Genomic DNA, 18,563 nt, shown 5'->3' on the forward strand with positions numbered 1-18,563 from the left:
ACACGACCACGCCCTTACTTTGCTCTCCTCCCTGGAAGGGAGGGGGTGGGGGTGGGTTGGGTGGTTTGGGTCACTACCGACGGTGTATGTGGAGGCCGACCCACCCCCTACCCCTCCCTTTCAGGGAGGGGGGAAGCATGGTGCCGCGCCTTGGCCTCGCGGCGGGCGATTACGCTCGCGCCGAACTCAAACCTGGGAGTGATGGCCCTTCAGCTCGTCGCCGACGATGCGGACGACGTGCAGGACGTTGGTCGAGCCGGGCGTGCGGAAGGGTACGCCGGCGAGGACGATGACCCGGTCGCCGGCCTTCGCCATGCCGTGGCGCAGGGCCATGCGCTTCGACTTGGCGACCATGTCCTCGAACGATTCGACGTCGCGCGTGTGGACCGCGTGCGTGCCCCACAGCAGTCCGAGGCGCCGCGCGGTTTCCTGGCTGGGGGTCAGTACCAGCAGCGGCACCGATGGGCGCTCGCGTGCGATCCGGCGGGCGGTCGAGCCCGAGGTGGTGAAGCAGATGATCGCCACTGCCGATACGGTCGCGGCGATGTTCTTTGCCGCCTCGGCGAGCGCATCGGCGGTCGTCGGGTCGGGCTTCATCACGGTGAAGTGCATGCGGTCGCCGTGTTCCGGGTCCGCCTCGACCGACACGCCGATCGCATCCATCATCGCCACCGATTCTACCGGCCAGGCACCCGCCGCGCTCTCGGCCGACAGCATGATCGCGTCGGCGCCGTCGTATACCGCGGTGGCGACGTCGGACACTTCGGCGCGGGTCGGCGAGGGCGAGGTGATCATCGACTCGAGCATCTGCGTCGCGACCACCACCGGGCGGCCCATCCGGCGCGAAACCTCGACGATGCGCTTCTGCAGCGGCGGCACCTGCTGCGGCGGCAGTTCGACGCCGAGATCGCCGCGCGCGACCATCACGCCGTCGCAGGCCTCGACGATCTCCTCCAGCCGCTCGATCGCGGCCGGCTTCTCGATCTTCGCCATCAGCGCCGCCTTGCCGCCGATCAGTTTCCGCGCTTCCCAGAGGTCTTCCGGGCGCTGGACGAACGACAAGGCGATCCAGTCGACGCCCTGGTCGACCGCGAAATCGAGGTCGCTGCGATCCTTCTCGGTCAGCGCGGCCATCGGCAGCACGACGTCGGGGACGTTCAGCCCCTTGCTGTTCGACAGCGCGCCGCCGACCTCGACCCGAGTCGTGATCTCGCGCGGGCTATGCGACACGACGCGAAGGACCAGCTTGCCGTCGTCGAGCAGCAGGCGTGCGCCCGGCTCGATCGCCGCGAAGATCTCGTCGTGCGGGAGTTCGACGCGCGTCGCGTCGCCCGGCGTCGGGTCGCGGTCGAGCAGGAAGGTGGAACCGGTTTCGAGCACGGTGCGCCCGCCCTCGAACTTGCCGACGCGCAGTTTCGGACCCTGGAGATCGGCGAGGATGGTCGAAGGGCGACCGAATTCCTTTTCGAGCGCGCGAATCGCCTGGATCACGGCGATCTTCGACTGCTGGTCGCCGTGGCTCATGTTGACCCGGAACGCGTCGGCGCCGGTGTGGAAGAGCGTTGCGATCATCTCGGGGGTGCTGCTGGCAGGGCCGAGCGTCGCGAGGATGCGGACTTTCCGCGAACGGGGTGCGATGGCCATGGTCATGCGTTGCGTCTTCCTCGGCGTTTCCTGGGGGAGGTCTTTGCCGCGACGGGCCTTAAACCCTATCTCGGCGGGATCAACCACGGAGCATATGAATGAATCCCGAATCCGACTCGCTCGATGCACTCGACGATGCCGTAGCGGCACAGGCCTTCCGCCGCCTGATCCGCCATCTGCGCCACCGCGAGGACGCGCAGAACGTCGACCTGATGGGGCTCGCCGGTTTCTGCCGCAACTGCCTGTCGGACTGGGTCGAGGAGGCGGGCGGCCTGTCGAAGGATGCCGCGCGGGAAACGGTGTACGGGATGCCGTATGCGGAGTGGAAGGCGCATCACCAGGGCGACGCGACGCCCGAGCAGCTCGAACGGATGAAGGCGAGCGTGGCGAAGAACGCGCCCAAAAACGAGGCCGTCTGATTCAGGCGATTGAGCCCAACACGGTAAACGCCTAGACGCCGGTCCGCACCCAAAGCGGCATGATTCAGGACGTCTCCGGACGGCGATCACCGGTGCGGGCTTGTATCTTGATTGGTTTTTGACCGGCGCGTGGGCGCTGGCGAGTGGGGAATTTTCGATGTCTGACGAACGGCAACACGGCATGGGCGGCGGCGCGGTCGCAGCGGACGAACTGCGCCTGCTGATCGAGCGCGCCGAGCGTCTCGAAGAAGAGAAGAAGGGTATTTCGGACGACATCAAGGACGTGATGGCCGAAGCCAAGGGCCGCGGTTACGACCCCAAGGCGATCCGCAAGATCCTGTCGATCCGGAAGAAGAAGAAGGAAGAATATCAGGAGGAGGAGGCGATCCTCGAGGTGTATCTTCAGGCGTTGGGGATGATCTGAGGAGCACCGGCACGGCGGAACACGTACGTTTGGTGCGTGTAACGAAATTGTCATCGTTGCTGGATTAGTGTTCGGTCATGACCATTCCTGTTTTCGCCATGCTGATAATCGCTTCGATGGCCGCCCCCGCTCAGTCGGGCGAGGGGGCGGCCACCGTCAGCTTCTGCCAGCGGCTCGCCGGCGAGCTAGGCATGAAGCCGGCAAAGCCAGCTGATGGCCATGCAGCGTGGGAGTTGAAGACACTCGGTGGCTTGGGCGTCGCGCTGTTTGGCGGATCGAGCTATGTTTCGATGGGGCTCGGTCCGGCTGAAGACTCGGTCGTTACGAACGCACGCCAATATGTTGATGCGTGCGCCAGTATCGCCAACGGGATGACATGCACGGTCACCGGGCCGGCAGAATTTCAGATTGGTGTGAAAGACCACATGGTCAAGATGGGCGCGAATGCAGGCGAGCGTGCACAGGTCAGCATGGTAAAGATGCGCATCCGATGCGAGAATCGTTGACGGTCGTTCTCGCAATGGTCCTTGGCGCGAGAGTCCTCCCGACCCGGCCTGTATCCCGTTCTACGCAGCTTCCGCCGGCAGAGTAGTCCAGCCTAGTCCGGGTATGGTGATCGAGCGCTTGCCGGCGAGATCGGTGCGGCACACGATCAGTTCGCGGCTTTCGATATAGCCGATCAGCCGTTTCACGCGGCCCAGCGAGCTCGTGCCGTAGGTCGCGGCGATGCGCGCGTCAGACGGGCAGGGTTCGCCTTCGCGCGCGGCTCGGGCGACCAGCAGGAACGCGCCGAGCATGTCGTCGGGGAGGCCGCTCGCCACGTCGAGCGCGGCGGTCCACGCCTCGTCGGTCATGTCGAAGATCCCGGCGCGGGCGCAGCTCAGGCGGCGGACGAAGCCGGGCAGGTCGAGCGGCGGCTTGGCGAGGCCGCCCATCCGGCAGCGCACCTGGAAATCCTGGAACAGGACCGATGGCGGGCGCAGCGTCGACTCCGGGTCCTCGACGATCGCGCGGAAGACGTCGGCGTAGACCGCCTCGACCTCCTCGTCGGTCTTGTCGGGTGGCGGCGGCGCGGCGGTGCGTGGCTCTGGCGGGCGGGCGATGCCGTCGAGCAGCTCCTCCGCCGGCACGCGACGCGGGCGCGAATCGAACATCAGGCCGAGTTCGGGGGCGTCGACCACCGGCTCGGACAGCAGGTCCTGCAGGTCCATCGGCGCGGCGCTGGGGAGGGGGGTGAGCTTGGGGCTGCCGCTGCGCGCGGAGGTCGCGACGTCGCCGATCTTCACGGTGATCGGTCGACGCGAGACGGCGGGGCCGAGCGCCATGAACGTGCCGCGCTGGAGATCGCGAATCGCTTCGGCCTGGCGCCGCTCCATGCCGAGCAGGTCCGCGGCGCGGGCCATGTCGATGTCGAGGAAGGTGCGGCCCATGAGGAAGTTCGAGGCTTCCGCCGCCACGTTCTTCGCGAGTTTCGCGAGACGCTGCGTCGCGATCACGCCGGCGAGACCGCGTTTACGGCCGCGGCACATGAGGTTGGTCATCGCCGCCAAGGACGCGCGGCGCACTTCCTCCGATACCTCGCCGCCAGTGACGGGCGCGAACATCTGGGCCTCGTCGACGACCACCAGCACCGGATACCAATGCTCGCGCGGTGCGTCGAACAGCGCGGAGAGGAACGACGCGGCGCAGCGCATCTGGCCCTCGACCTCCAGGCCTTCGAGGCTGAGCACGGCGGAGGTACGGTGTTCGCGCAACCGCGTGGCGATGCGGGCGATCTCGCGTTCGCTATAGTCGCCCGCCTCGATCACGACATGACCGTGGGGGCCGGCGAGCGTCACGAAGTCGCCTTCGGGATCGATCACGATCTGCTGGACGTGGCCCGCCGATCGCTCGAGCAGGCGGCGCAGCAGATGCGATTTCCCCGAGCCCGAATTGCCCTGCACCAACAGGCGGGTGGCGAGTAGTTCCTCCAGGTCGACGCCGACGGCAGTACCATTGCCGTCGGTGCCCATATTCACGCTAACCGTCATGCCGCGCGTTTGGCAGGTGCGGGCGTGTGGGAGCAAGGAGTCTTTGTCGCTTCCGTCGCAAGTCCGGCTTTGCGCGCTGGCATAATCGGCGATCCCGGTTAGGGCGAAGGGATGGCCACACACTCCCCGCTCGCCGATCTCTCGCAACGGCTGCTCGGCAAGGCGCCAGGCGAGCTCGACGAGGAGGAGCGCCGCGTTCTCGCGGGGATCGAGGCGGGGACGACGGTCAGTCGCGATGCGGCGGACGTGTCGGACGAGCGTGCGACATTCGGCGAGCGGTTGTCGGACCGGGTGGCGAAGATCGGCGGGTCGTGGGGGTTCATCATCGCGTTTACGCTGGTGCTGATCGGCTGGATGCTGCTGAATTCGGACATCCTCGTGCATTTCGGGCGGGCGTTCGATCCGTATCCCTACATCTTCCTCAACCTGCTGCTGTCGACCGTGGCGGCGATCCAGGCGCCGGTGATCATGATGAGCCAGAACCGGCAATCGGCGAAGGATCGCCTCGCCGCGAGCCTCGACTACGAGACCAACCTGCGTGCCGAACTCGATATCCTGCGCGTGCATCACAAGATCGATCACCTGGTGCTGGCCCGCCTCGAAGCGATCGAGGCGAAGATCGACGCTCTGGCGAAAACGGCCTCACCGTCCTAAAGCCACTCTATCAGGCTATTAGAGGCACCGATGGCAGGCCATTCCAAATACAAGAATATCATGTACCGCAAGGGCGCGCAGGACAAGAAGCGCTCGTCGGCGTTCAGCAAGCTCAGCCGGGAAATCACGGTCGCGGCCAAGATGGGGCTGCCCGATGTCGACATGAACCCGCGCCTGCGCGCGGCGGTCAACGCGGCCAAGGCGGCGTCGTTGCCCAAGGAGAACATCCAGCGCTCGATCGACAAGGCGAGCCGCGGCGATGCCGAGAATTACGAAGAAATCCGCTACGAGGGGTTCGGCCCCGGCGGCGTGTCGCTGATCATCGAGGCGCTGACCGACAACCGCAACCGCACCGCGACCAACGTGCGCGTCGCGGTCGGCAAGAACGGCGGCAACCTGGGTGCTGGCGGTTCTGTCAGCCACGCGTTCGACCGGGTCGGGCTGATCTCGTACCCGGCAAGCGCGGGCGATGCCGACACGGTGTTCGAAGCGGCTTTGGAAGCGGGCGCGGAAGACGTCACGTCGAGCGAGGACGGCCACGAGGTCTGGACCGCGCAGGGCGACCTGCACGAGGTGGCCAAGGCGTTGGAAGCCAAGCTCGGCGAGGCCGAAGGTGCAAAGCTTGCTTGGCGCCCGCAGGTGATGGTCGCGGTCGACGCGGACGATGCGGCTACGCTGTTCAAGCTGATCGATGCGCTGGACGAGGACGACGACGTGCAGACGGTGTGGGGCAATTACGAGGTCTCAGACGAGATCATGGAGTCGCTGGGTTGAGCCATTGAGATGAAGAAGGTGGGTTCACGCGGAGACGCGGAGACGCGGAGAGTTGCGCCGCGTGGATCCGTCCTCCGCGCCAGCGGCCTCATATCCTTCGGCCAGCCTAGCGGAGTGAAAGTCCCGCTGACGCGAGACGATGGTCAAAGGCACATCACCTCCGCGTCTCCGCGTCTCCGCGCGAACCAACCTTATCCTTCTTCCTACGCATGATTATTCTTGGTCTCGATCCCGGTCTCGGCACTACCGGCTGGGGCGTCATCCGGGCAGACGGCAATCGGCTGAGCCATATCGCCAATGGCCAGATCAAGACCGATCCGTCGATGGCGCTGCCCCGGCGCCTGACCGCGCTGTATAACGCGCTGATCGACGTCATCCGCACCGAGCGCCCCGACGGCGCGGCGGTTGAGGAGGTGCTTGGCAACACCAATGCGCAGTCGACGTTGAAGCTGGGCCAGGCGCGCGGTGTCGTGTTGCTCGCCGCGGCGGGGGCCGGGCTGCATATCGGCGAATACCACCCCTCGACCGTCAAGAAGGGCGTTGTCGGCACCGGGGGCGCGGACAAGAAACAGATCCAGGCGATGATGGCGGTGCTGCTGCCCGGCGCGAAGCTGGCCGGTCCCGATGCCGCCGATGCGTTGGCCGTCGCGATCACCCACGCTCACCACGTTGCGAGTGCCGCTGCTCTGGCGCGTCGCAGCGGTATCGGAGCCTGATCTTCTCGTTCCAGCGCGCCGGGAGACACGTTCCAGACCAGGCTATCGACCAAACTGCCATCTTCGGGGAGCCGACCCTCGCCAGGGGATATTCGCTCGGACAAATCTGGTTCATTTTGAACTGAATCGATGTGCGGCCCGTATAATTACACATCAATCAAGTTTTAATAGCCAAGCCTCTGGCACTGTGGCAGCGGCGCCCATGAATTTATAATTTAGATTAAGGGCGGCATAATGCTTGTCGAACACGTTCGGGGCGGTACGAACAGCATCAATGTTCCGCCCACGGCGTTCGCGATGCCCGCTGGCATGGCGATGCGATACGACCTGCCCGATCCGGCACTGTCGGACTATTTGACGGGGTATGCGATCTACGCGTCGAGCATCCGCGCGCCGATGCTCAACTGGTACCTGCCTGCCCCGGCGATGATCTCGGTGCTGGTCGACGCCGGACCGCTGACGGTGTCGATCGGCAACCACCGGTTCGGACCGCTCGGCCGCGCGAGCTTCTACGGGCCGACCAGTCGTGCCTTTCGGACCGAGACGCATGGCGGGATCGCGGTAGGTATCGGCCTCAGCGCGCTCGGCTGGTCGCGGCTCACCACGCGATCGGCAGGCGAATTCCACAACCGCGTCGTGTCGCTCGGCTCCGCGCTGGGGACGGACCTGTCCGCACGGCTGATCGAAGGGCTCGACGCGCTCGACGGCGACGCGCTCATCAAGCCGTTGCTCGACGAGGTTTTCGGATCGTTGTTCGACCGACCGCATCCGCGGGACGACCTGATCCGCGCGTTCACGGCGCTGAGCGTCACCGACGGCGTGATCGAGATGAAGGACGTCGCCGACCGCCTCGACATCCCGACGCATGAACTGCGACGCATGGCGACGCGCCATTTCGGCATGCCGCCAAAGCTGTTGCTCAGGCGCGCGCGGTTCCTGCGATCGTTCATCAGCCTGATCCGGACGGACGGGATGGCGGACTATTCGAAGATCGACAGCAGCTATTTCGATGCCTCGCACTTCCTGCGCGATGCCGGCACGTTCCTGGGCACGACCCCGCGTCGCTTCATCGCGTCCGACACGGTGTTCCTGAGGGCCAGCCTGCGTGCCCGCGCGATGGTGATCGGTGCGCCCACCCAGGCGCTGCACGAGGCCGCGAAGGCCGCCGCGATCGTCCTGAATCGTCCGACCGGCGAGTGGGATCGTCCGCAGCCAACCGCCTGACGGGCTTCCGCACGCGGATCGTCGACGTCGAGCGGCAGCGTGCTTTGACGGGATGACGCCGCGGTGCCGATGTTCTACCGCGTGACACAATGATCGTGCATCTCAAAGGACGGCTGGACTCGACCGGCATCGACCATGCCGTGATCGACGTCGGCGGCGTCGGCTACCTCGTCGGCGCGTCGGCGCGCACCTTGTCCGCGCTGGGGCCGGTCGGCGAGGCGTGTACCGTCTTTACCGAATTGCTGGTCGGCGAGGATTTCCAGCGACTGGTGGGGTTTTCCAGCGCGGACGAGCGCGACTGGTTCCGGTTGTTGACGGGCGTGCAGGGGGTCGGCGCGCGGGTTGCGTTGGCGATCCTGTCTGCGTTGGAGCCGGTCGATCTGTCACGCGCGATCGCGAGTGGCGACAAGGCGATGGTCGCGCGGGCGAACGGGGTGGGGCCAAAGCTCGCCCAGCGGATCGTGATGGAATTGAAGGACAAGGTCGGCGGCATTGCGCTCGGGCTCGGGCCGGCTGTGGTCAACGCCGCGCCGGGGGCGTCGGCGGATGCGGTGTCGGCGTTGCTCAATTTGGGGTTCCGGCCGAACGAGGCGAGCGTGGCGGTGGCTGCGGCGGACGAGGAACTGGGGGCGGGGGCCTCGCTCGATGCGCTGGTGCGGTTGGCGTTGCGGAAGGCGTCGAAGTCTTAGGGTTCGGACCGGCTCGGTTCGTTCTTAAGCCTTCGCTCGTTCCCATCCTCCGTTCGTGCTGAGCGAAGTCGAAGCACCTTCACTTGGGGCACACCCTTCGACTTCGCTCAGGGCGAACGGAAAAGGGGGGGCGCTTGGTTTTTCAAAGTCCCTGTTTCAGAGTGCAGTCGGCAGCGGTCGTCTGGCAAAATGCGCGTCCAGATTGGCAACGACCAGTGCCGCCATCGCCGCCCGCCCGTCGACGGTCGCGCTGCCTTGATGTGGTGACAGGACGACCTGCTCCATCGTCTTGAGCGCTTCCGGAACGGACGGTTCGTCGGCGAACACGTCGAGCCCCGCGCCTGCGATCGTCCCGACCCGAAGCGCCGTTACCAGCGCCGGTTCGTCGACCAGGCTGCCGCGCGCGATGTTGACGAGGATGCCGTCCGTGCCGAGCGCTGCGAGAACACCGGCATCGACGATATGATGCGTCGCATCGCCACCCGGTGCGGCGATGATCAGCACGTCGCACGCTGCCGCGAGCGACGCGATGTCGGCATGGAACACGCCCGCGAAATCGGGCTTGGCGGAGCGTGCCGTATAATGGAGTTGGCTCGCGAAGGGTGCGGCGCGCCTGGCGATGGCCTTGCCGATCCGGCCCAGCCCGAAGATGCCGATCCGCCGCCCGCTTGCCCGGCGCGCGAGGTCGACCTGCCAGCCGCCATCGCGCACCACGCGGTCGTTGGCGACGATCCGCCGTTGCACCGCCAGCATCAGCCCGATCGCGAGGTCCGCGACGTCGTCGGTCAGCACGTCGGGCGTGGTGGTGACCGCGATGCCGCGTGCGCTGGTCGCGGCGAGGTCGATGCCGTCGTGACCGACGCCGTGGATCGCGACGATCTCCAGCGCGGGGAGGCGATCGAGCAACGCCGTGTCGACCACGCTGCTCCCGCCCCCGACGATCACGCGCGTCGTCGCCGGCGGATCCTGGCGGTGTAGCGTGAAGCGCTCGGCGAGCGCGGTCTCCAGCGCAGGCGAGACTCCGGAGAGCAGATACAGGTCGGGCTGCGCGGTTTCGTTCGTCATCCCGCACCCATAGCCGCCTTGCCCCCTTCGCCGCGAGCGCGCTAACGCAGGGTGTGACCGATACAGACCGCATCCTGACCGCCGCGAAGCGTCCCGAAGACGTCGACGCCGCGCTGCGCCCGAAGACGCTCGACGAATTCGTCGGGCAGAAGGCCGCACGCGAGAATCTGCGGATCTTCATCCAGGCGGCGAAATCGCGCGGCGATGCGCTGGATCACGTGCTGTTCTTCGGGCCGCCGGGGCTCGGCAAGACCACGCTCGCGCAGATCGTCGCGCGGGAGATGGGGGTGGGGTTTCGCGCTACTTCGGGGCCGGTGATCGCGAAGTCGGGGGATCTCGCGGCGTTGCTGACCAATCTCGAGGATGGCGACGTGCTGTTCATCGACGAGATCCACCGGTTGCAGCCGGCGGTCGAGGAGGTGCTGTACCCGGCGATGGAGGACCGCGCGCTGGACCTGATGATCGGCGAAGGGCCTAGCGCTCGGTCGGTGCGGATCGATTTGCCGCGGTTCACGCTGATCGGCGCGACGACGCGGCAGGGGTTGCTGACGACGCCGCTGCGGGATCGGTTCGGGATCCCGGTGCGGTTGCAATTTTATACGGTCGAGGAGCTGGAGCGGGTGGTGACGCGCGCGGCTGGGTTGCTCGGGCTCGGCATCGCGAAGGATGGCGCGATGGAGATTGCGCGGCGCGCTCGGGGTACGCCGCGTATCGCCGGGCGATTGCTGCGACGGGTGCGCGATTTCGCCAATGTGGCGGGGCATGACACGGTCGACGCGCGGGCGGCGGACGCGGCGCTGAACCGGCTGGAGGTCGATTCGCTCGGGCTCGACGCGATGGACCGGCGGTATCTGATGATGATCGCGGATATTTATCGCGGGGGGCCTGTGGGGGTGGAGACGCTGGCGGCGGGGTTGAGCGAGCCGCGGGATACTATCGAGGAGGTGATCGAGCCGTATCTGATCCAGTTGGGCTTGATCGCGCGGACGGCACGGGGGCGGTTCCTGAACGCGGGGGGCTGGAAGCATCTAGGCCTGAACCCGCCGGCCGGCAGCCAGGACGGCCTGTTCGACACCTGACTTCTTACCCCCCTCCCTTCCAGGGAGGGGGGAAGCGAAGGAGTGTTCGACGCTATCGATCCTCGCTTGTAAGAATCCCCGCCCACAGATCGATCGAACTTCGCCCCGACACTGCTTTTGTTGCGTGGCACCCAAGCGTTTCATCTGATAGCCAACGCGAATGCCCCTTTCGGCCGCCGCCTCCGCCCGCGAAATCCTCACCAGCCTTCACGACGTGATGGCGTCGCGCACGTCCGCGCAAGCCAAGCTCAACGCCGTCGTCGGCATCATCGCCACCGCGATCGACAGCGAGGTCTGCTCGATCTACCTGCTGCGCGAGGGCGTGCTCGAACTGTTCGCCACCCGCGGCCTCGACCAGGCGGCGGTCCACGTCACCAAGCTGGCGCTCGGCGAGGGGCTCGTCGGTACGATCGCCGAGGACGTCGAGGTGCTCAACCTCGACGAAGCCGCGAGCCATCCCGATTTCGCCTACAAGCCCGAAACCGGCGAGGACCGCTTCCACAGTTTCGCGGGCGTCCCCATCATCCGCCGCGAGCGATCCGTGGGGGTCCTGGCCGTCCAGCACACCGATCGTCGCAAATATGCGGACGTCGAGATCGAGGCGTTGCAGACGGTTGCGATGGTGCTGTCCGAACTGATCGCCAATGCCGGGCTGATCGACACCACCGGCGGCGGCGCGGATCGTCCGCAGTCGACCGCGGCGATGCGCATCCCCGGCCAGAAACTGGTGGACGGCATGGGCGCGGGCTTCGCGGTCTATCACCAGCCGCGGATCACCATCGAGCACACCGTCGCCGAGGACACCGACGCCGAGCGTCACCGCGTCTACGCGGCGTTCGACAAGATGCGCGAAGGCATCGACCGGATGACGCGCGAGGCCGAATTCGGGGTGGGCGGCGAGCATGTCGAAGTGCTCCAGACCTACAAGATGTTCGCGTACGACGAGGGCTGGGCGCGGCGGATCAACGAGGCGATCGACTCCGGCCTGACCGCCGAGGCGGCGATCGAGCGCGTCCAGCAACGCACCCGCCAGCGCATGCGCCAGATCGACGATCCGCTGCTCGCCGACCGGATGCACGATCTGGAGGACCTGTCGAACCGGCTGCTCCGCATCGTCTCCGGCCAGATGGGCACCGCCGCGCAGATGGGCTTGCGGCAGGACACCATTCTCATTGCGCGCAATCTCGGGCCCGCCGAACTGCTCGAATACGACAAGCGGCGGCTGAAGGGCGTGATCCTGGAAGAAGGGTCGCTCACCGCGCACGTCACGATCGTCGCGCGGGCGATGGGCGTGCCGGTGCTCGGCCGCGTCCGCGACATCCGCCGCCTCGTGGCGGAGGGCGACATGCTGTTGCTCGACAGCGCCGAAAGCAACGTCTTCGCGCGGCCGTCGGCGGCGATGGAGGAGGCGTTCGATGCGCGGCTCGCGATGCGGCAGAAGCGCAAGGCTGCGTTCGCGGCGTTGCGCGATGTGCCGCCGATCACCAAGGACGGCCACCGGCTGACGCTCATGGTCAACGCCGGCCTGCGCGACGACGTGGCGGCGCTCGACGTTACCGGGGCCGACGGCATCGGCCTGTTCCGCACCGAGTTCCAGTTCCTTGTCTCCGCGACATTGCCGCAGCGCGAGCGCCAGCAGCGGCTTTACCGCGAAGTGCTCGACGCGGCAGGCGATCGCCCGGTGATTTTCCGTACCGTCGATATCGGTGGCGACAAGGCACTGCCGTATCTCAACAAGGAAGATTCGGACGAGGAGAACCCGGCGATGGGCTGGCGCGCGCTGCGCCTTGGCCTGGAGCGCGACGGGTTGATGAAGGTGCAGGCGCGGGCGTTGCTGGAGGCGGCCGCGGGCCGCACGCTCAACGTGATGTTCCCGATGGTCAGCGAGCCGTGGGAATTCGACGAGGCGCGGGCGCTGTTCGAGGCGCAGCGGACCTGGCTGGAGGGGCGCGGGCGGAAAATGCCGCTGGCGATCCGCTATGGTGCGATGCTGGAGGTGCCGGCGCTCGCCGAGATGCTCGACATCCTGTTGCCGCGGATCGAGTTCCTGTCGATCGGTACCAACGACCTCACGCAGTTCCTGTTCGCCGCCGATCGCGCCAACCCGAAGCTTGCCGAGCGTTACGACTGGCTCAGCCCGTCGATCCTCCGCTTCATCGCGCGGCTGGTCGCACCGGTCCGCGCGGCGGGCGTCGACCTGGCGGTGTGCGGCGAGATGGGCGGGCGTCCGCTGGAGGCGATGGCGCTGATCGGGCTCGGGATCGATAGGTTGTCGATCACTCCTGCGGCCGTCGGCCCGATCAAGGCGATGACGCGTTCGCTCGATCGCGCGGCGCTCACCAAATACATGGCAGGGCTGCTGGCCGATCCGCCGCGCGACATGCGCGGTGCGCTGACGGCATGGGCGACCGAAAACGGCGTCGAAATCGTCTGATCCGCGGAAAGCTGCGGTTAAGGCGCGCGGTGCGTTGACACGGCTGGGGGCCTCTGAAAGACGGGTGACATGGCGGGCAACGCTACGCGCCCGCGTTCGGAGATAAGAATGGACGAGGTCGAAACCGGCCAGAACGCAGCACCGGCGCAACCAGAGCGTGCTGGCGACATTCTCCGCAAGGCGCGCGAGACGCAGGGATTGACCGTTGCGGACATCGCGACGCGGACCCGTGTACCGTTGCGCCACCTCGAAGCGATCGAGGCGTCCGATTATTCCACGCTGCCATCCTCGACCTACGCGGTCGGGTTCAGCCGTGCCTATGCGCGCGCGATGGGCATCGACGAGGTACAGATCGCGAACCTCGTCCGTAGCGACGTCGCGAAAATGGGCAGCAAGAAGCCTGAGTACGAACCGTACGAGATGACCGATCCGTCGCGCGTGCCTTCACGCGGGATTGCGATCGTCGCGCTGGGGCTGGCGATCGCGGTGCTCGTGCTGGTCGGCCTCTGGTACGGTACCGACATGTTCCGCGGATCGAGCAATTCCTCGACCACGACGCCGATCGCCGAAACCGCACCGAACCCCGCCGCGCAGACCGCGCAACCGGTGCCGGCGCCGGCTACGCCTGCCGATGGACAGGTCACGCTGACCGCCTCGGACGAGGTGTGGATGCGGGTCTACGATGCCGACAACAAGACGCTGTACCTCGGCACGATGAAGCCCGGCGAGAAGTTCGACGTGCCGAAGGATGCCAAGGACCCGAAGATCAACATCGGTCGCGCGGACAAGCTGGCGGTGACGCTCAACGGTTCCGCGGCGCCGGCGCTGGGTACCGGCGAGCGTGCGATCAAGGACGTGCGGGTCGGTGCGCCGGCGATCGCCGCGCGGATCGCCGGCACGCCCGAGCCCCAGGCCACGCCGTCCGACGTCGAGACCGCCTCGACGCGCCCGTCGGATCGCGCGCGCCCGATCCGTCCGCGCACGCAGCGTCCTCGGATGAGCGAAACGCAGCGCGCCAACCTGGACGCTGCCGCCAACCCGCCGTCCGCCGCCACGGCAACGCCCAATCCGTGATTGCGGCAGACAATCGCCGGGGCCTTAAGGCTGGCGACAGGAAGGGTAGCGCAGGTATACCCGGACGATTAACCAATCCACCGGGGGGTGTGGCCCATGCGTAAGTCAATTCTGGTCGGCGTCTGCCTCGCGGCGCTGCTGCCCAATGCCGTACAGGCACAAAATGTCGAGGGCCGCGTCGGCAAGCTTGAAAGCGAAATGCGCGCGGTCCAGCGGAAGGTCTTCCCGGGTGGTGCCGGCCAGATGCTCCAGCCCGAAGTGCGCGCGCCGCAGAGCGAGCAGGGTCCTGGGCCTGGCTCGCCCGCGACCAGTGCTCTCGCCGACGTGAACCAGCGCGTCACGTCGCTGGAGCAGCAGATGACGTCGCTGACGGAGCAGATCGAGCAGAACCAGAACCGTACGCGCCTGTTGCAGGATGCGTTCGACAATTACCGCCGTTCGAACGACGCGCGGATGAAGACGCTCGAGACCGGCCCCGCGCCGATCGCGACGGGGGCTGGTGGCCCGATCGAGTCCGATGACCAGTCGAGCGACGGTCCTTCGCGCCCGACCACGCGCCCCGAGACGGCGTCCCGGCCGACCACTCCGGCACCGACCAAGGTTTCGGTCGAGAAGCCGTCGACCGGCGATCCGGCGGAAGACGAATATATGTACGGCTACCGTCTATGGGCGGCCAAGCAGTATCCGCAGGCGGAGGCGCAACTGAAGAAGGTCGTCGCCGAATACCCGAAGAGCAAGCGCGCGAGCTATGCGCAGAACCTGCTTGGCCGCGCGTATCTCGACGAGGGCAAGCCAAGCCTCGCGTCGATGGCGTTCTACGACAATTACAAGAAGATGCCCGAGGGGGAGCGCGCGCCGGACAGCTTGCTGTACCTCGGCCAGGCGCTGACCAAGCTCAACAAGTCGGCGGATGCGTGCAAGGTGTATGACGAGCTGAACGACGTCTATGGCGCGAAGATGGCGTCGGCGATGAAGGGGCAGGTCGCCGCCGGGCGCAGCGCGGCGAAGTGCAAGTAAACTGTGTTTTGGTGCGCGTGGGTGATCCCCTGTTCGTGATCTCACGTCGCGCACCAGCATCACCCCGGCGGAGGCCGGAGCCCAGCTGGCAAGGTGGTCGTAACGGAGGGCCGCGCTCGGTCATTACCGTCCCCCAATTGGGCCCCGGCCTCCGCCGGGGTGGTGCCCGCTCGGGCGTCATCGGTTTGAGCGCATGACCGAAGAAGGCCGCCGCTTCGCCACCGACTTTGCGCGGATCGCCAGCGACATCGTCAATCCGTTGTTCGCCGTCTCCGGCGGCCCCGACAGCATGGCGATGCTCACCCTCGCGCACGAAGCGCTCCCGCCCGGCTTCACGGTCGCGAGCATCGACCACCGCCTCCGCCCCGCGGCGGTGGAGGAGTCCGCGATGGTCGCCGCGCACTGCGCGACGCTCGGCGTCCCCCATGCCACGCTGGCGCCGAGCGAACCGATCACCGGCGCGAGCATCCAGGCGCAGGCGCGGACCACGCGGTACGCGCTGCTTACCGATCACGCCCGCGCGATCGGGGCAGGGGCCCTCGTCACCGGCCATCACGCCGACGACCAGGCCGAGACTTTCCTCATGCGCGCCGCCCGCGGTTCAGGCCTCGCCGGTCTCGCCGGCGTCCGCGCGCGCACCGAAATCCACGGCGTGACGGTCGTCCGTCCGTTGCTCGACTGGCGCCGTGCCGAACTCCGCGCCATCGTCCGTCGTGCGGAGGTCCCGTTCTTCGACGATCCCTCGAACCATGACGACCGTCACGATCGCACGCGCTTCCGCCGGTTGCTCGGCGAGAATGAATGGCTCGGCACGCCCAACCTCGCACGCGCCGCCGCTGCGCTCGCCGAGACCGATACCGACGTCCGCGCGATGGTCGAATGGATCTGGGCCGAACGGGCAAAGGTCGGCGGGGGCGAGGTGAAGCTCGCGGTCGAGAAGCTGCCCCGTGAAATCCTGCGCCGCCTCGCCCGCCGTGCGATCGGCGCGGTTCGCACCGAGGCGGGCATCGTCGCGCCCGAATGGACCGAGGCTGCCAACATCGAAAGCCTGCTCGACTCGCTGATGGCGGGCAAGCGCACCACGCAAGCCGGGATCATCGCCAGCGTCCGCGGCGACGTCTGGCGCTTCCGCGAGGCGCCCCCTCGTAGAGGTGCCGCGTAGAGGCGGCCCGTAGCCCTTCCACGTAACGTGCCCGTCCGTTCACACTGATCAACGCAAGTCGCGCGTTGTTCCATTGCCATTAACCCGCGCACGCTTATCTTGTGCGGTGAAAGGTATCGTGCACCCATGAGCGACAACGACAACCGCGGTCAGAAGCCCCAGGGCCCCGGAAACGGCCCCGGCAATGGCGGTCCCGAAAACGGCGGCGGCAATCCTTGGATGAAAAGCCTGTTGATCTGGGTCGGCATCCTGCTCGCGCTGGCGCTGTTCGTGACCATGTTCGACGGCCGCACGGCCGCGTCGTCCGGTAACACGATCGCCTATTCGGCATTCCTCGACAAGGTCGATGAGGGCACCGTCAAGGACGTCAACATCTCGCGCGATATCATCTCGGGGACGTTGTCTTCGGGCGAGAAGTTCAAATCGTATCCGATCCCCGACTCGACGCTGGTGCCGAAGCTGCGCGACAAGGGCGTTTCGATCAGCGCGAAGCCCGAAGAGGGTCCGTCGATGCTGGCGTTGCTCCTGTATCAGTCGCTGCCGTTCCTGCTCTTCCTCGGCATCGCGTTCTTCGTGCTCAAGCAGATGCAGAAGAACTCGGGCTCGGGCGCGATGGGCTTCGGCAAGTCGCGCGCCAAGATGCTGACGCAGAAGGAGGGTAAGGTCACCTTCCAGGACGTGGCAGGCATCGACGAGGCGCGGGAAGAGCTTGAGGAGATCGTCGAGTTCCTGAAGGACCCGACCAAGTTCGCACGCCTCGGCGGTAAGATTCCCAAGGGCGCATTGCTGGTCGGCTCGCCGGGTACCGGCAAGACGCTGCTCGCCCGCGCGATTGCGGGTGAGGCCGGCGTGCCGTTCTTCACGATCTCGGGTTCGGACTTTGTCGAAATGTTTGTCGGCGTCGGTGCTAGCCGTGTCCGCGACATGTTCGAGCAGGCCAAGAAGTCAGCACCGTGCATCGTCTTCATCGACGAGATCGACGCGGTCGGTCGCCACCGCGGTGCCGGTCTTGGCAACGGCAACGACGAGCGCGAGCAGACGCTGAACCAGCTACTGGTCGAGATGGACGGCTTCGAGGCGAACGAAGGCATCATCATCATCGCCGCGACCAACCGTCCCGACGTGCTCGATCCGGCGCTGTTGCGTCCGGGCCGTTTCGATCGCCAGGTCACCGTGCCGCGGCCGGACATCGAGGGTCGCATCAAGATCCTCGAAGTGCACATGAAGAAGGTGCCGCTGGCGCCCGACGTCGACGCTCGCGTGATTGCGCGCGGTACGCCTGGGTTCTCGGGTGCGGATCTTGCCAACCTCGTCAACGAGGCGGCGCTGCATGCGGCGCGCAAAGGCAAGCGTCTCGTGGCGATGGCCGAGTTCGAGGAGGCCAAGGACAAGGTCATGATGGGCGCCGAGCGTCGCAGCATGGTCATGACCGACGACGAGAAGCGGATGACCGCGTATCACGAGGCCGGTCATGCCGTCGTCGCGATGCACGAGGCCGCGTCGGATCCGATCCACAAGGCGACGATCATCCCGCGCGGTCGTGCGCTGGGTATGGTCATGCGTCTGCCCGAGCGTGATTCGTACAGCTATCACCGCGACAAGATGTACGCGAACCTGGCGGTATCGATGGGCGGCCGTGTCGCCGAGGAAGTCATCTTTGGGTACGACAAGGTTTCGTCGGGCGCTTCGGGCGACATCCAGTACGCTACGGGTCTGGCACGCGACATGGTCACGCGCTGGGGCATGTCGGACAAGGTCGGTCCGCTGGAATATGGCGAGCCCGAGGGCGAGTCATTCCTGGGTTACTCGTCGAGCCGTCCGTCACGCATGTCGAACCAGACCGCGCAGCTGATCGACGACGAGATCAAGCGGATCGTCGAAGGCGGTCTCGACCGTGCCAAGCAGGTGCTGAGCGATCACGTCGACCAGCTCCACACGGTGGCCGGTGCGCTGCTCGAATTCGAGACGCTGACCGGTGACGAGATCAAGAAGCTGATCGCCGGCGAGGATCTCGATCGTCCGGATCCGGGTGCGAAGGCATCGACCGTTCCGCGTGCGGGTACGTCGATCCCCAAGACACGGCGTCCGTCGGGGCCGTTCGGGACACCGACCCCGCTGGGGGCGTGATCCGGTTCACTCGTCAGTCACTTAAGTAGCT

Annotated in this window: 17 protein-coding genes; 14 read left to right on the top strand and 3 right to left on the bottom strand. The window is 66.6% G+C overall.

Annotated elements, in window-relative coordinates; translation table 11 throughout:
* Positions 1-186: 186 nt before the first annotated feature.
* Entirely contained in the window at positions 187-1,650 is a 1,464-nt protein-coding gene (gene pyk / locus U1708_RS01705) for a pyruvate kinase (protein ID WP_307087183.1), read from the bottom strand.
* A 92-nt stretch (positions 1,651-1,742) separates the two neighbouring features.
* On the opposite strand from pyk, the gene U1708_RS01710 reads away from it, so the two are divergent.
* The 3 genes from U1708_RS01710 to U1708_RS01720 all read left to right on the top strand — a co-directional run bounded on the left by U1708_RS01710 (position 1,743) and on the right by U1708_RS01720 (position 2,993).
* Positions 1,743-2,063, top strand: a complete 321-nt coding sequence (locus U1708_RS01710) for a DUF1244 domain-containing protein (RefSeq protein ID WP_332742087.1) — start codon at positions 1,743-1,745, stop codon at positions 2,061-2,063.
* Between the two features lie 181 nt (positions 2,064-2,244).
* Complete coding sequence (locus tag U1708_RS01715; RefSeq protein WP_197942503.1) at positions 2,245-2,487, top strand: DUF2312 domain-containing protein; 243 nt, start codon at positions 2,245-2,247, stop codon at positions 2,485-2,487.
* 77 nt (positions 2,488-2,564) lie between these two features.
* Positions 2,565-2,993: a hypothetical protein gene (locus U1708_RS01720; protein ID WP_332742089.1), complete on the top strand. Its 429-nt coding sequence runs from the start codon at positions 2,565-2,567 to the stop codon at positions 2,991-2,993.
* Positions 2,994-3,053: 60 nt separating this feature from the next.
* Here U1708_RS01720 and U1708_RS01725 read toward each other — a convergent pair whose 3' ends face one another.
* Positions 3,054-4,517 (bottom strand): helicase HerA domain-containing protein, encoded by a 1,464-nt coding sequence (locus U1708_RS01725; protein ID WP_332742091.1) that lies wholly within the window; start codon positions 4,515-4,517, stop codon positions 3,054-3,056.
* Between the two features lie 111 nt (positions 4,518-4,628).
* Here U1708_RS01725 and U1708_RS01730 point away from each other — a divergent pair, with 111 nt between their 5' ends.
* The 5 genes from U1708_RS01730 (at position 4,629) to ruvA (ending at position 8,574) form a co-directional block, all read left to right on the top strand.
* Complete coding sequence (locus U1708_RS01730; RefSeq protein ID WP_332742094.1) at positions 4,629-5,171, top strand: DUF1003 domain-containing protein; 543 nt, start codon at positions 4,629-4,631, stop codon at positions 5,169-5,171.
* 30 nt (positions 5,172-5,201) lie between these two features.
* Complete coding sequence (locus U1708_RS01735) at positions 5,202-5,945, top strand: YebC/PmpR family DNA-binding transcriptional regulator (protein ID WP_307087176.1); 744 nt, start codon at positions 5,202-5,204, stop codon at positions 5,943-5,945.
* Between the two features lie 209 nt (positions 5,946-6,154).
* Complete coding sequence (ruvC, locus tag U1708_RS01740) at positions 6,155-6,661, top strand: crossover junction endodeoxyribonuclease RuvC (protein WP_056061275.1); 507 nt, start codon at positions 6,155-6,157, stop codon at positions 6,659-6,661.
* Positions 6,662-6,895: 234 nt separating this feature from the next.
* On the top strand, positions 6,896-7,885 hold the full coding sequence (locus tag U1708_RS01745) for a hypothetical protein (protein WP_332742097.1): 990 nt from the start codon (positions 6,896-6,898) through the stop codon (positions 7,883-7,885).
* Between the two features lie 89 nt (positions 7,886-7,974).
* Positions 7,975-8,574 (top strand): Holliday junction branch migration protein RuvA, encoded by a 600-nt coding sequence (gene ruvA / locus U1708_RS01750; RefSeq protein WP_307087171.1) that lies wholly within the window; start codon positions 7,975-7,977, stop codon positions 8,572-8,574.
* 156 nt (positions 8,575-8,730) lie between these two features.
* Here the strand turns inward: ruvA and U1708_RS01755 are convergent, their stop codons facing one another.
* Positions 8,731-9,639, bottom strand: a complete 909-nt coding sequence (locus U1708_RS01755) for a 2-hydroxyacid dehydrogenase (protein WP_332742101.1) — start codon at positions 9,637-9,639, stop codon at positions 8,731-8,733.
* A 53-nt stretch (positions 9,640-9,692) separates the two neighbouring features.
* On the opposite strand from U1708_RS01755, the gene ruvB reads away from it, so the two are divergent.
* From ruvB to ftsH, 6 genes are all read left to right on the top strand, one after another.
* Complete coding sequence (ruvB, locus tag U1708_RS01760) at positions 9,693-10,718, top strand: Holliday junction branch migration DNA helicase RuvB (protein WP_332742103.1); 1,026 nt, start codon at positions 9,693-9,695, stop codon at positions 10,716-10,718.
* A gap of 160 nt (positions 10,719-10,878) precedes the next feature.
* On the top strand, positions 10,879-13,152 hold the full coding sequence (gene ptsP / locus U1708_RS01765; protein WP_307087165.1) for a phosphoenolpyruvate--protein phosphotransferase: 2,274 nt from the start codon (positions 10,879-10,881) through the stop codon (positions 13,150-13,152).
* Positions 13,153-13,260: 108 nt separating this feature from the next.
* On the top strand, positions 13,261-14,226 hold the full coding sequence (locus U1708_RS01770) for a helix-turn-helix domain-containing protein (RefSeq protein ID WP_332742106.1): 966 nt from the start codon (positions 13,261-13,263) through the stop codon (positions 14,224-14,226).
* Between the two features lie 96 nt (positions 14,227-14,322).
* Positions 14,323-15,243 carry a tetratricopeptide repeat protein gene (locus tag U1708_RS01775; RefSeq protein ID WP_332742108.1) on the top strand — a complete coding sequence of 307 codons (921 nt, stop codon included), beginning with the start codon at positions 14,323-14,325 and terminating at the stop codon, positions 15,241-15,243.
* 193 nt (positions 15,244-15,436) lie between these two features.
* Positions 15,437-16,405: a tRNA lysidine(34) synthetase TilS gene (tilS, locus tag U1708_RS01780; protein ID WP_332742111.1), complete on the top strand. Its 969-nt coding sequence runs from the start codon at positions 15,437-15,439 to the stop codon at positions 16,403-16,405.
* A gap of 219 nt (positions 16,406-16,624) precedes the next feature.
* Positions 16,625-18,532, top strand: a complete 1,908-nt coding sequence (ftsH, locus tag U1708_RS01785) for an ATP-dependent zinc metalloprotease FtsH (protein WP_332742593.1) — start codon at positions 16,625-16,627, stop codon at positions 18,530-18,532.
* Positions 18,533-18,563 lie beyond the last annotated feature (31 nt).

The sequence above is a fragment of the Sphingomonas arabinosi genome (genome assembly GCF_036663715.1).
GTDB lineage: Bacteria > Pseudomonadota > Alphaproteobacteria > Sphingomonadales > Sphingomonadaceae > Sphingomonas.

Bases quoted from the DNA above. Each gene is read 5' to 3' on its own strand.
- tilS (WP_332742111.1), top strand. From the start codon at position 15,437: ATGACCGAAGAAGGCCGCCGCTTCGCCACCGACTTTGCGCGGATCGCC.
- pyk (WP_307087183.1), bottom strand. From the start codon at position 1,650: ATGACCATGGCCATCGCACCCCGTTCGCGGAAAGTCCGCATCCTCGCG.
- ftsH (WP_332742593.1), top strand. From the start codon at position 16,625: ATGAAAAGCCTGTTGATCTGGGTCGGCATCCTGCTCGCGCTGGCGCTG.
- U1708_RS01755 (WP_332742101.1), bottom strand. From the start codon at position 9,639: ATGACGAACGAAACCGCGCAGCCCGACCTGTATCTGCTCTCCGGAGTC.
- U1708_RS01775 (WP_332742108.1), top strand. From the start codon at position 14,323: ATGCGTAAGTCAATTCTGGTCGGCGTCTGCCTCGCGGCGCTGCTGCCC.
- ruvC (WP_056061275.1), top strand. From the start codon at position 6,155: ATGATTATTCTTGGTCTCGATCCCGGTCTCGGCACTACCGGCTGGGGC.
- U1708_RS01770 (WP_332742106.1), top strand. From the start codon at position 13,261: ATGGACGAGGTCGAAACCGGCCAGAACGCAGCACCGGCGCAACCAGAG.
- U1708_RS01745 (WP_332742097.1), top strand. From the start codon at position 6,896: ATGCTTGTCGAACACGTTCGGGGCGGTACGAACAGCATCAATGTTCCG.
- ptsP (WP_307087165.1), top strand. From the start codon at position 10,879: ATGCCCCTTTCGGCCGCCGCCTCCGCCCGCGAAATCCTCACCAGCCTT.
- U1708_RS01720 (WP_332742089.1), top strand. From the start codon at position 2,565: ATGACCATTCCTGTTTTCGCCATGCTGATAATCGCTTCGATGGCCGCC.
- U1708_RS01735 (WP_307087176.1), top strand. From the start codon at position 5,202: ATGGCAGGCCATTCCAAATACAAGAATATCATGTACCGCAAGGGCGCG.
- ruvA (WP_307087171.1), top strand. From the start codon at position 7,975: ATGATCGTGCATCTCAAAGGACGGCTGGACTCGACCGGCATCGACCAT.
- U1708_RS01715 (WP_197942503.1), top strand. From the start codon at position 2,245: ATGGGCGGCGGCGCGGTCGCAGCGGACGAACTGCGCCTGCTGATCGAG.
- U1708_RS01725 (WP_332742091.1), bottom strand. From the start codon at position 4,517: ATGACGGTTAGCGTGAATATGGGCACCGACGGCAATGGTACTGCCGTC.
- U1708_RS01710 (WP_332742087.1), top strand. From the start codon at position 1,743: ATGAATCCCGAATCCGACTCGCTCGATGCACTCGACGATGCCGTAGCG.
- U1708_RS01730 (WP_332742094.1), top strand. From the start codon at position 4,629: ATGGCCACACACTCCCCGCTCGCCGATCTCTCGCAACGGCTGCTCGGC.